The organism is Bacillus sp. CR71, from assembly GCF_003429245.1.
Lineage (GTDB): Bacteria > Bacillota > Bacilli > Bacillales > Bacillaceae_G > Bacillus_A > Bacillus_A thuringiensis_S.
This window is the reverse complement of sequence record NZ_CP031748.1, coordinates 3,263,924-3,276,391: the sequence shown is the minus strand read 5'-3', so window position 1 is coordinate 3,276,391 and position 12,468 is coordinate 3,263,924. Positions and strand designations below refer to the sequence as shown.

Genomic DNA, 12,468 nt, shown 5'->3' with positions numbered 1-12,468 from the left:
CTGTGGCCAATGTGTATACCGTCTAGATGGAGAATGCCGAAAACAATGGAGTAGACAAAAAATAACCTCTAAATTAACTCTATGATGAAGAGATTAAAAATAATTAAAATTTGAAACTTCCTATTAGCCCAATATTAACTACACTACAATGGATTGAAGTTCATGTAGTTTTATATTCGTATGAGGGAATTAAGGATTTCTTAAGAACCTATTAAGAAATAAGTGAGTTTTAGGAATTAGAATAAATGTATCTTAATGATAATAAGAGAGGTAATGGTTTAAACGGTAGTCCTTATAGTATGTCAAAAATTAATAAATTAGTATTTCAGGAGGTTTTTATGAAAAAGAAAATAATTATTGCACTTAGTGCTTCTGCTATAATACTGACTAATTTTGTAGGAAGTACTTATGCAGAATCGAAAACAGAAGTTTCTGTTACAGCTCCCTACAATACAAATCAAATAGCAGGATGGTTAGAAGCACATGCAAAGCCTTTAAAAACAACTAATCCAAATGCATCTCTTAATGATTTAAAACCACTTAAGAATATGGTAGGTTCAGCTTCAATTGTAGGTTTAGGTGAAGCTACGCATGGGGCTCATGAAGTTTTTACGATGAAACACCGTATTGTTAATTACTTAGTAACTGAAAAGGGCTTTACCAACTTAGTTTTAGAAGAGGGATGGGACAGAGCTTTGGAACTTGATCGATATGTTCTTACTGGTAAGGGAAACCCAATCCAACATCTATCACCTACATTTAAAACGAAAGAAATGTTGGATTTACTTGATTGGATTCGGCAATATAATGCTAATCCAAAACATAAATCTAAAGTGCGTGTCATCGGGATGGATATTCAATCAGTAAATGAGAATGTTTATAATAATATAATAGAATATATAAAGAGGAACAATTCAGATCTTGTGCCTAGAATAGAAGCGAAGATAAAAGGTCTTATTCCTGTAACAAAGGATATGAATACTTTTGAGATTCTTTCGAAAGAAGAAAAAGAAAAGTATATTTCAGATGCTAAACAAATCAGTGCTTTATTAGAACAAAATAAAAGTTATCTAAATGGAAAATCCAAAGAGTTCGCATGGATAAAACAAAATGCCCGTATTATTGAACAGTTCACTACAATGTTAGCGTCACCTCCTGATAAACCATCGGATATTTTTTTGAAACATGATATCGCAATGTATGAGAATGCGAAGTGGACTGAAGAACATTTAGGAAAAACCATTGTATGGGGACATAATGGGCACGTTTCGAAAACAAATATGATTCCTTTTATATACCCTAAAGTAGCTGGGCAGCATTTAGCAGAATACTATGGGAAACGGTATGTATCTATTGGAACATCAGTTTATGAAGGGCAATATAATGTTTATAATAGTGACGGTGAATTTGGCCCTTATGGAACATTAAAATCAGATGATCCAAAAAGTTATAACTACACCTTCGGACAAGTTGAAAAAGATCAATTTTTTATTGATTTACGTAAGGCGAACGGAGTGACAAGAACTTGGTTAAACGAACAACATCCAATTTTCGCGGGGATAACTACCGAAGGGCCTACTATACCTAAAACTGTTGATATATCATTAGGGAAATCATTTGATATACTTGTTCAAATTCAAAAAGTGAGTCCATCTCAACTACATCAATAAAATTAGAATAATGTGCCTAAATGACAAATTTCATATAACACTATGAAATTTGTGTTAATAGAGCAAGAAAAATAATCATATTAGAAAAAATCAACAATGTAACTTGTTAAGAGTAAAAAGGATATTCAATATTTAAAGCGTGAAAAAACACTGAAGCGACATCGGTGTTTTTTTGCGCTTTCGGGCACAGATGCTACTTCAATCCTATTATTATAGAAACGATTTCGAATGTAAGAAATTCGTAAGGGATAGGTAAGGAAAAAGAGATTTTCATTGTGTAGGATAAAAATATGAGGAGGCGTGAAGGGGGGAAGTTACATATAAAAAAATCAGTAACAAGAGTGTTTTGTGAAAATAATGAGTACAATGATTGCAAATGCATTGTTGCCTTTTCACCATTGGAAGAATTGATAGTTGTGTGGTTCGTATAGGACACTGCTATCAACTATCTATACAATTTTAATAGAAGAGAGGAATGCTTTATGAAAACACACAGTAAAATTACATGTGCAAGTCTAGCACTATTAATAGCTGGAAGTTCCCTGTTATACATAACCCCAGCCTCAATTGTAAAAGCAGAACCCACGCAAAATGTATCTAGTTCGTTACATACAAATACTCAAAGTGATCGTGCTGCCGTTAAGAAAGCGATGCGAGATACACTGCAACTTGGATACCCGGGAATACTCGCTCAAATTTCTAAGGGTGGTAAAACTTGGAGTTATACTGCTGGGGTAGCGGATCTGAGAACTAAGAAACCAATGAAAGCAGATTTTCGCTTTCGTATTGGCAGTGTGACGAAAACGTTCATTGCAACAGTTCTACTTCAATTATCTGGAGAGAACCGTTTGAACCTAGATGACTCCATTGAAAAATGGTTGCCTGGTGTCATCCAAGGAAACGGATATGATGGTAACCAGATTACGATCCGGCAAATATTGAATCATACAAGTGGTATTGCTGACTATATAAATTCAAAAGACTTTGATATTACGGATATAAAAAAATCGTATACGGCTGAAGAATTTGTAAAGATGGGGGTTTCTCTTCCGCCAGACTTTGCTCCAGGGAAGGGTTGGTCTTATTCAAACACAGGATACGTAATACTGGGGATCCTTATTGAAAAAGTAACTGGAAATAGCTATGCGGAAGAGGTTGAAAAGCGGATTATTGAACCGCTTGATTTGTCAAATACATTCCTACCTGGCAATTCAAGCGTGATTCCAGGCACCAAGCATGCCCGTGGCTATTTCCAACTAGACGGAGCAAGTGAGCTAAAAGATGTTACTTATATTAACCCAGGTAGCTCGGATGGAGATATGATTTCTAATGCTGATGACTTAAACAAATTCTTCTCTTACTTACTCAGTGGCAAATTACTGAAGGAACAGCAACTAAAACAAATGCTTACTACAGTGCCTACAGAAAGAGAAGGAACCGGATATGGCCTTGGAATCTTTGAAACTAAGCTTCCGAACGGTGTCTCGGTATGGGGACACAGAGGTGGCGTTCTAGGGTTTTCCACTTTTGTTGGTGGAACACTTGGAGGCAAGCATACAGTGGCCGTCAATTTAAACAGCTTTAACTTTAGTAATCCTGATCCTTTTAAAAGTATTTTACTTGCTGAATTTAGCAAGTAGGCAAAAAGGAAAAGCGGATAAATTTTGTTATTTGTAATTTCAATCGGAATAGATTACTGATTGAAATTAGTATAGAGGGGATTAAGTATCTAGAAACAATTAAACTAATCATGAGAGATAGTTAAGTAAAAGGATTTGTTTATACATTTGCGGATTAAAAGAGAACAGATATAATGAGTGATTATTATGTATATACTATTGTATTTGTATGGGTATTATCACTAATTGTAAATTTGTATAAAGTGCGAAGTCTAATTTAAGACTTCGCACTTTTTTCGTTTACCAGCTTTTATTGTAAAGCTATTAACAATAGGGAAAAGGAGGAGGTAATTAGTTATGCGGATGAATCTTGGTACATGCGCTATATAGGAGGTTTTGCTGAAAAAATATATAAGAAAAAATCAAAATTAGAAGAATATATGTATGAGAGACAAGGAAGCTGAAGTAAATTAAAAATCTTTACTTTTTTGTTTTGGAAATGGTATTTTATCATTTTCACACATATAAGAAACAAAGGAATTTATATAAATTATGTTTTGATAATAAAGGTTTAATTGTTTTTTTTATTAGTTTTATACTTATGAGTTAACTGGAAATTATAGCGGTTTTGTATACGTAGTTTTTCTCGCTTTAATTGATAGCGCGCAGATATGACGGTTATTTTAACCAAAATTTTCATGAAAATACCTTCAAAAAGAACAAGGGTTCGTATATAATAAGAACAAACGTTCTTTTTGTTAGGAGTGATAACCTTGTATGATTATTCTCTTTTACCAAATCGTATTATTTTATGTGTCGATCTCCGCAGCTTTTATGCAAGCGTTTCATGTATTAAAAAAGGACTTGATCCACGATATACAAAATTAGCTGTTGTAGGGGATGTAAACCGGAGTGGATCAATTGTATTAGCAGCGACACCGCCATTAAAAGCGTTAGGAATAAAGAAGATGGCACGGTTGTACGAAATACCGAAGCGGTCAGATATTATTATTGTGAATCCGATTATGCATACGTATATGAAGTGTTCAACTTACATAACTGGTTTAGCTTTACAGTATGTTGCGCCGGAAGATTTCCATCAATATAGTATCGATGAGTTTTTTATGGACATGACCGCAAGTATTCATTTGTTTGCGAGTAATCCGTACGAGTTTGCATTAAAGTTCAAGCGAGAAATATATGAACGTACACGGATTGAAAGTACGATTGGTATTGGTCCGAATTTATTATTGAGTAAAGTAGCGATGGATGTGGAAGCGAAAAAGAATAGAAATGGAATAACGCAGTGGACGTATGACGATATACCCGAGAAGTTATGGAGTATTAGACCGCTCAGTAAATTTTGGGGTATATCGTATAAAACAGAAATGAAATTAAATCGAAAAGGTATACATACGATTGGGGATTTAGCGCAGTACCCGTTGAAGTATTTAAAGCAATCATTTGGTGTAATAGGAGAGGAATTACACTTGCATAGTAACGGGATTGATTTTAGCAGAATAGCAGAGAAATACGTTCCAGCGACAACATCTATAGCGAAAAGCCAAATATTATTTCGTGATTATTCAATAGAAGAGTTCATCGTTATTTTATTAGAGCATGTAGAAGAAGTTTGTTACAGATTAAGAAGAGAAAAGAAATATGCGCAAACGATTCATTTTTCAGTCGGATATAGTAAGGAATACGGAGGAGGAATAACAAAAGCACATACGTTAAACAGAGCAACAAATTTAACGATGGACATTTACAACGTTTGTACCTATTTTTTATACGAGCGGCATACAGGAGAGCCGATTCGATCGATAAGTCTTTCCTTAACAAATTTAATTCATGAAGGAGAAGAACAAATTTCGCTTTTCGATAACATTATACAAAGAGAAAAAGAAATGAGATTAACGAAGGTTATGGACGAAATTCGAACGCGATTTGGTAAGAATAGTATTTTACGTGGAATTTCCTACACAAGCGTCGCAACAACAAGATATAGAAACACATTATTAGGAGGACACAAATCGTGAAGAATGCTAATATGCCAAAAGGAAGAGGAATGGTAAAGTGGCAACCGTTTTCCAGTATGCCAGAGCAGTTCGCCTGTATTAAAGAAATGATACAGGAGCAAACAAAAATCTCGCGTCCAATCTTAACTCAAGATGCAAAAGAAAGAATTGAAAATAAGCTGTTAACTTCATATTTAGGTGAAGAAGAGGTTTTACTTACATATTATAAAAATGGCTATCTATATAAAAATTACATAACAGTAGCTGATATAAATCCATTAAATAAGACGATTACTTGTATCGATGCTTTTCATAATCAAAGAATGTTTAAGTTTGGAGATATAATTGAAGTGAATTCGAGGGGATAAATAAAAAAGATTATCTCTTCCTAACTTAATTATATCATGTAAATTAAGTTCGAAATAGACTGTTTCTTCTCATTTACTACTGTTACAATCAAGAACACATGAATAGTAAGGAGAGGTGCCAAATGAGTTCTTTCGTTCTCGATTTTCAGGAAATAGAAAAAACGCAGCTTTTTCTCGTTGGTGGAAAAGGATTGAATTTAGGGGAGTTATCAAATATTCAAGGGATACAAGTGCCAGAAGGATTTTGTGTTACAACGGTAGGGTATGAACAGGCCATCGAAAAAAATGAAGCGTTTCAAACTTTGTTGAATCAATTAGCAATGTTAAAAATTGAGGAACGAGATCAAATTGGTGAAATTAATAAGAAGATTAGAGAAGTCATTATGGCAGTGGAAATTCCAGTTGATGTAGTGAAATCAGTAGTTCATTATCTCTCTCGCTTTGGCGATGAACATGCGTATGCAGTGCGTTCGAGTGCTACTGCTGAAGATTTACCGTATGCCTCGTTTGCTGGTCAACAAGATACGTATTTAAATATTATTGGAAAAGAAAGCATTTTGCAGCATATTAAAAAATGCTGGGCTTCTTTATTTACAGATCGAGCGGTTATATACCGAATGCAAAACGTTTTTGATCATAATCAAGTTTCTATATGTGTTGTCGTTCAAAAAATGGTTTTCCCTGTGGCTTCAGGGATTTTATTTACTGCCGATCCGATTACTTCGAATAGGAAGGTGTTGTCAATCGATGCCAGCTTTGGACTTGGCGAGGCGCTAGTATCTGGATTGGTTTCTGCCGATAATTATAAGGTAAAAGAAGATGAAATCGTCGGAAAGGTCATCGCAACGAAAAAATTAGCCATCTATGGACGAAAAGAAGGCGGAACAGAGACAAAGAAAATTGCTCCTAATCAGCAAAAAGTTCAAACACTTACTGAACAACAAATTTTACAACTAGCACGCATCGGAAGACAAATCGAAGTTTATTTTGGTTGTCCGCAAGATATTGAATGGTGTTTAGTTGATGATACATTTTATATAGTCCAAAGCAGGCCGATTACGACTTTATATCCAATTCCAGGAGTAAATGATGGGGAAAATCATGTGTATATATCGGTTGGTCACCAACAAATGATGACCGATGCGATGAAACCACTTGGGTTATCTTTTTTCTTGTTAACGACTAGTGCCCCTATGCGTAAAGCGGGAGGCAGGTTATTTGTTGATGCTACGCAACAATTAGCTTTACCTGCTAGCAGAGATTACTTAATAAACACTTTAGGAAAATCGGATCCACTCGTAAGAGATGCATTAACGACTATAATCGAGCGAGATGATTTTATTCAATTGTTACCGGATGATGAAAAAGGAAAGAGTGCTAGTAAAAGTAAGCAACCTGCAAGTTCGCAAACAGAAATCGAAAATAATACGGCAATCGTTACGAATTTAATACAGAATAGTCAAGAATCGATCGAAGAGTTAAAACGAAACATGCAAACGAAATCAGGTGTGGATGTATTTGATTTTATTTTGCAAGACATCCAGCAATTAAAGAAAGTATTATTTAACCCGCAAAGTATAGCTGTTATTATGGCTGGTATGAATGCTTCAACATGGATGAATGAAAAGATGGAGCAATGGCTAGGTGAAAAAAATGCAGCAGATACACTTTCTCAATCCGTACAAAATAATATTACTTCAGAAATGGGTTTAGCATTATTAGATGTTGCAGATGTGATTCGGCCGTATCCAGAAGTCATTGCGTATTTACAGCATGTAGAAGATGACAGCTTTTTAGATGAATTAGTTCAGTTTAAAGGCGGGGAAAAAGTTCGGGATGCAATCGAGGCGTTTCTAAGCAAATATGGAATGAGATGCAGCGGAGAAATCGACATTACGAAAACGCGCTGGAGTGAAAAGCCAACAATCATTATCCCGATGATTTTAAATAATATAAGAGACTTTGAAGCTGGCGCTAGTAAGCGAAAGTTTGAAGAAGGACTACAGGAAGCTTTGAAAAAAGAAGAAGAGTTAGTAGATCGATTACAAGACTTGCCGGATGGAAAACAAAAAGTAGAAGAAACGAAGCGAATGATTCGCAACATCCGTAATTGTATCGGTTATCGTGAATATCCAAAATACGGCATGATTAATCGTTATTTTATATATAAGCAGGCGTTATTGAAAGAAGCTAAGCAACTTGTGCAGAGCGGGGTCATTCATGAAGTTGATGATATATACTACTTAACTTTTGAAGAACTTCACGAAGTCGTCCGCACAAATAAACTAGATTACGAGCTTATTCATAAGCAAAAAAATGAGTACAAATTATATGAAAAACTAACGCCGCCGCGAGTTATGACGTCTGATGGAGAAATCATTACAGGTAAATATAAACGAGAAAATCTCCCAGCTGAAGCAATAGTAGGTTTGCCTGTTTCTTCTGGAGTGATTGAGGGGAGAGCACGCGTTATTTTAAATATGGAAGACGCGAATTTGGAAGAGGGAGATATATTAGTTACGGCATTTACCGATCCTGGCTGGACACCTTTGTTTGTTTCTATAAAAGGGTTAGTAACAGAAGTCGGTGGGCTTATGACGCACGGAGCAGTAATTGCACGTGAGTATGGATTACCAGCAGTCGTCGGAGTAGAGAATGCTACGAAACGAATAAAAGACGGTCAACGAATTCGGATACATGGAACAGAAGGGTATATTGAAGTGTTGTAAGTAAAAGAGCATCCACTATTATAGTGGATGCTCTTTTATTATATAGCTGACTTATTTCTTTAAACCAGCCGCATAAAAAGGTCCATGAACTGCAATAGTTGATAAAAAGCGAGCAATCTCCTCAGGTGTTTCTTTTTGTCCATTATTTAACCATTGCTGTATGACACCTATATGTGCAGATGCCATATAAGAAGTTAAGTATTCGCTTGGAACAAGTAAATTTTCCTTATTAATGAGAGGACCATTCGTATCTTCAAATAATGTTTTCCACATAAAATCTTTCAGTTTTGTTTGGAAAGATAAATCTCCATTTGGGCTAAGCACAGCTCTCATAAAATCACTATTTTCATTTAGAAATTCAAGAATAGAAGTGATAAGTATAAATGACATTGTTGGAGAAGGATTTGTTCCAAGATCAGCAATAACTTCCGGGAATTTCTGTTTGGCAATTTTAGAAAACTCGTACATAATGTCTTCTTGGCATTTTGTCATTAAATCAAATTTATCTTGATAGTGCGCATAGAAAGTACCGCGATTAATGTTTGCTTTCGTTGTAATATCTTTCACTGTAATGGCGTCAAAACCTTTTTCTTCAATTAGCTCCACCAATGCATTTCGTATGGCGGTTTTCGTACGAACAACACGCAAATCTAAATTGCTATCGCGCAACGCATGTCCCTCCTTAATTTTACTCAACACATTTAGAAAATGTGTCTTATAACCGACACATTCCCGATTTTTGATTATTGTATATGGTTCAACTCGAACATATAATTCAAAATATAAATAAACAACACGTTGTTGATTATTATAAATCAAATTAAAGGAGGAAAAAAGAAAATGTTTAAAAATAAACTTTTATTTTTATCACCAGTTATTGCACTGCTTGTTGTTTTTATTTTTTCATTAACGTTATTTCCAACTGTTCAACCGCAGCCGAAAAACTTGCCAATTGCAATTGTAAATGAGGATCAAGGTGTAGAAATTCCAAATCAACCGAAAATGAATATGGGGCAAACAATTGTTGATACGGTGAAAAAATCATCGAAATCAGATGAAGAACCTGCGGTAAAGTGGGTAGAAGTGAAGAATAAGGAAGCAGTTCAAAAAGGGCTAAATAATAAAGAGTATTATGCAGCGTTAGTCATTCCGAAAGAATTTAGTGCAAAACAAGCATCGTTACGAACACCACAGCCATCTTCACCTGAGATAGAAATATATATTAATCAAGGAATGAATACGGCTGCATCAACTATGGTAGGGCAAATATTACAGGCGATCGTTGATAATATGAACAATAATGTCCGTACACAAATATTAGAAGGGTTGAAAACAAAAGGAGCTACTGTAACAACAGACCAAGCTGAGAAATTAGTAACACCTATTGTAAAGAACGTGAAAAATGTGAATGAGGTCGGCAAAAATAGTGCGAACGGTAACTCACCAATATCATTGTTCCAACCGTTATGGATTGCAAGTTTAGCTAGTGCAGCGATTATTTTTATTGCGATTAGTAAAATGCCAGTAAGCTCAAGAAAAGAAAACTTTCTGTTAAAAGTAAAACAAATCGTAACAGGAGCTATTGCGACACTTGTAATTGGGTTTGGTCTTACATGGATTGCAGATGGGATGGTAGGGTTAAATATTTCGAACTTCACGGATACAGCTCTATTCTTATCTATTACTTCTTTTAGTTTCTTCTTAATGATATCTGCGGTACTTTCATTAGTTGGACTAAAAGGAATCGGTTTATTCGCTTTATTACTATTCTTCGGAGCGCCGTTATTATCGTTAGCACCTGAGATGTTGTCTCCGTTTTATCAAGACTGGGTTTACTCATGGTTACCAATGAAATTTATGATTGAAGGCCTAAGAGAAATCTTCTTCTTCGGAAAAGGATTAAGCTGGAATACACCTGTTACTGTACTCGTTTGGATTGGTATAGTAAGTATGGTTACTATATTAGCAACTACATTCAAACGTAGTGTAGTAAAAGGGCATAAAACAGAATTGAACGCTTAAAAAAAGCCGTTTCACTAAATTAGTGAAACGGCTTTTTTGTGATGAAATCTAAAAGCTGAAGAATGAGTATCTGCTGTTGTCGCCTTAGAATTAAGTCGGAATCTCTAAAAATCGCGTACGTTCCAAACAATCTCACCACGTTCATCATCCCACGTACTGTGATGACGCTTAAATCCTATCTTTTCTAGTACCCGGAGTGAAGCGATATTCCAAGCGCCTACAGTCGACCAAAGTCTATGGCGCCCAGTAGCAATCGCAGCGTCCAGTACAACGGATGCCGCCTCAGTTGCATAACCTTTACCATGGGCGCTGCGGAACAACTCGTATGCAATCTCCGGCTCTTCAAGTGTGGAACGACCGATAATTAAGCCGCAGTATCCGATGAAATCGCCTTCATTGCGCCTTCGAATAGTGAGAAGGGAAATGCCATTTTCCTCTGCCTTCTTGCGCATCTCAATGAGCCGGTTACGAACGGAATCAACGGCTGGAATGTCCACACCACGTTCGCCAATTAATTTGCTCAGCCAAACGGAATCGGATTCCTCCCACATACTAAGCTCAAGTCTTTCGGTTTTCAGCTGGAAGGCCATAGGTTTAAATAAAGATGGCATAGTGGTACCTCCTAGTTATATGACTGGATTCATAATAGCTTCGCATCTCAACACCACATCTGGTTGGAAACCTGATTCATTCGCGAATTTATAGCAACAGCGTACAAAAAAATAGTGATATTTTATCCGCTATTTGCCGTGTAGTAAAATCCCCATTGATTATAGTTTCACTTTATGAATAAGCAATTCCTTTGCAAAATAGACCCTTTTCTCAAACTTTACTTTCAATCTAAAGTCGTCCCGTTATATACACAGGCTCCTACTATTTCTAAATGCATAAAATGTTAAGCGAAAGTATGGAGGGATACGATGTATAATTCGAATTATTATGATTGGTATAGACAAAATGATAAGTGGATTAGTGATATTGAAAAAGCTATAAACGGAGAGTATAGCGCTATAAGCTGCTATGCAAAATTAGCGAATATGGCTCCAAATCAAGTAGAACAAAAACAAATTCTTGAAATTCGTAATGATGAAATAAAGCATTTTCACAACTTTGTACAAATTTATACGAGTTTAACTGGTAGGCAGCCAAAACCACAAATTACTGAAGACTGCCCAAATACGTATTTACAAGGATTAGAGTTCGCTATACAAGATGAACAAAAAACAGTAGATTTTTATTTGGAAATTTCAGATGAGACATCGGATGCACATCTGAAAGAGTTGTTGCGGAGAATAGCTGCGGATGAACAAAATCATGCAGTATGGTTTTTATATTACTTCGTGAAGTCGAAGTGAGCATTAAGAATGAACGACTGATGTGGTGCATATATTAAAAAATATTTTAAAACGTAGTGCAACAATTGAATGAAATATTTAAATGTAAGCAGAAGGAAACCGTTTCGCTAGTAGTGGAGCGGTTTTTTTATGATGTACATATGTATCGACAAAATATAGTAATTACATTTGATATATAATGTATGAAATGAAAATGAATAAGTTAGGAGCAAGTATATGAAAAGAGGGATTACAGTAGATATTCTAGATGGATATGATAATTTACTTTGGAAAGTATTAAAGCCAATTGATATTACTGTATTTGATTGGCAAGTCATGGGAAGGGAGGAAGCTTATATAATAATAGGGAATGAATTAGGTTCAGAATTATTTTCAGAAGATAACGAGATCATGGTAGGTTCAGCTTTAAAAAAGCTAATAAAAGACAACATATATTATCTTTTATTTGTAGACTTAAAAGCATATCCAAAAGGGGAAGTACTAGGAGAAATTGAAACATATGAAGAATTTAAGGAGAGTAAGTGTGAAGTAGTCGTATTAGTAGCGGATGGTGATTACATACAAATTTATGCGAAAAACCAAGAAGAGATTGAAATGATGTATGAAAACGCAGTGAATCAAGGATTGTATGTAGAATATATTACAGATGAAAATGATGGAAGGACTCGTTTGTCAGTATGGTAGCAA

The 12,468-nt window shown here is 35.4% G+C and carries 10 protein-coding genes; 8 read left to right on the top strand and 2 right to left on the bottom strand.

Features of this window, described 5'->3' with window-relative positions; translation table 11 throughout:
• Positions 1-338 precede the first annotated feature (338 nt).
• The 5 genes from DOS87_RS16465 to ppsA all read left to right on the top strand — a co-directional run bounded on the left by DOS87_RS16465 (position 339) and on the right by ppsA (position 8,404).
• A complete protein-coding gene (locus DOS87_RS16465) occupies positions 339-1,670 on the top strand; it encodes an erythromycin esterase family protein (RefSeq protein WP_098578013.1) in 1,332 nt (443 codons plus the stop codon).
• A gap of 482 nt (positions 1,671-2,152) precedes the next feature.
• The gene (locus tag DOS87_RS16460) at positions 2,153-3,310 is read left to right on the top strand and encodes a serine hydrolase domain-containing protein (protein ID WP_098831125.1); all 1,158 of its coding nucleotides are present in this window, start codon (positions 2,153-2,155) and stop codon (positions 3,308-3,310) included.
• A gap of 752 nt (positions 3,311-4,062) precedes the next feature.
• The gene (locus tag DOS87_RS16455; protein WP_098577883.1) at positions 4,063-5,328 is read left to right on the top strand and encodes a Y-family DNA polymerase; all 1,266 of its coding nucleotides are present in this window, start codon (positions 4,063-4,065) and stop codon (positions 5,326-5,328) included.
• Complete coding sequence (locus tag DOS87_RS16450; RefSeq protein WP_098577884.1) at positions 5,325-5,675, top strand: YolD-like family protein; 351 nt, start codon at positions 5,325-5,327, stop codon at positions 5,673-5,675. The genes DOS87_RS16455 and DOS87_RS16450 overlap by 4 nt, the downstream gene beginning before the upstream one ends.
• Before the next feature lie 122 nt (positions 5,676-5,797).
• Positions 5,798-8,404 carry a phosphoenolpyruvate synthase gene (gene ppsA / locus DOS87_RS16445; protein ID WP_098577885.1) on the top strand — a complete coding sequence of 869 codons (2,607 nt, stop codon included), beginning with the start codon at positions 5,798-5,800 and terminating at the stop codon, positions 8,402-8,404.
• A gap of 51 nt (positions 8,405-8,455) precedes the next feature.
• Here ppsA and DOS87_RS16440 read toward each other — a convergent pair whose 3' ends face one another.
• Positions 8,456-9,073 (bottom strand): TetR/AcrR family transcriptional regulator, encoded by a 618-nt coding sequence (locus tag DOS87_RS16440; protein WP_098577886.1) that lies wholly within the window; start codon positions 9,071-9,073, stop codon positions 8,456-8,458.
• A 171-nt stretch (positions 9,074-9,244) separates the two neighbouring features.
• Here DOS87_RS16440 and DOS87_RS16435 point away from each other — a divergent pair, with 171 nt between their 5' ends.
• A complete protein-coding gene (locus DOS87_RS16435; protein ID WP_000475847.1) occupies positions 9,245-10,426 on the top strand; it encodes a YhgE/Pip domain-containing protein in 1,182 nt (393 codons plus the stop codon).
• Between the two features lie 104 nt (positions 10,427-10,530).
• Here the strand turns inward: DOS87_RS16435 and DOS87_RS16430 are convergent, their stop codons facing one another.
• Complete coding sequence (locus DOS87_RS16430) at positions 10,531-11,037, bottom strand: GNAT family N-acetyltransferase (RefSeq protein WP_001139518.1); 507 nt, start codon at positions 11,035-11,037, stop codon at positions 10,531-10,533.
• Between the two features lie 309 nt (positions 11,038-11,346).
• On the opposite strand from DOS87_RS16430, the gene DOS87_RS16425 reads away from it, so the two are divergent.
• Positions 11,347-11,781 carry a ferritin-like domain-containing protein gene (locus tag DOS87_RS16425; protein WP_000282837.1) on the top strand — a complete coding sequence of 145 codons (435 nt, stop codon included), beginning with the start codon at positions 11,347-11,349 and terminating at the stop codon, positions 11,779-11,781.
• A 216-nt stretch (positions 11,782-11,997) separates the two neighbouring features.
• Positions 11,998-12,465, top strand: coding sequence for a DUF2691 family protein (locus tag DOS87_RS16420; protein WP_098577887.1), 468 nt, complete (start codon positions 11,998-12,000; stop codon positions 12,463-12,465).
• Positions 12,466-12,468 lie beyond the last annotated feature (3 nt).

Bases quoted from the DNA above. Each gene is read 5' to 3' on its own strand.
- DOS87_RS16465 (WP_098578013.1), top strand. From the start codon at position 339: ATGAAAAAGAAAATAATTATTGCACTTAGTGCTTCTGCTATAATACTG.
- DOS87_RS16460 (WP_098831125.1), top strand. From the start codon at position 2,153: ATGAAAACACACAGTAAAATTACATGTGCAAGTCTAGCACTATTAATA.
- ppsA (WP_098577885.1), top strand. From the start codon at position 5,798: ATGAGTTCTTTCGTTCTCGATTTTCAGGAAATAGAAAAAACGCAGCTT.
- DOS87_RS16435 (WP_000475847.1), top strand. From the start codon at position 9,245: ATGTTTAAAAATAAACTTTTATTTTTATCACCAGTTATTGCACTGCTT.
- DOS87_RS16430 (WP_001139518.1), bottom strand. From the start codon at position 11,037: ATGCCATCTTTATTTAAACCTATGGCCTTCCAGCTGAAAACCGAAAGA.
- DOS87_RS16425 (WP_000282837.1), top strand. From the start codon at position 11,347: ATGTATAATTCGAATTATTATGATTGGTATAGACAAAATGATAAGTGG.
- DOS87_RS16420 (WP_098577887.1), top strand. From the start codon at position 11,998: ATGAAAAGAGGGATTACAGTAGATATTCTAGATGGATATGATAATTTA.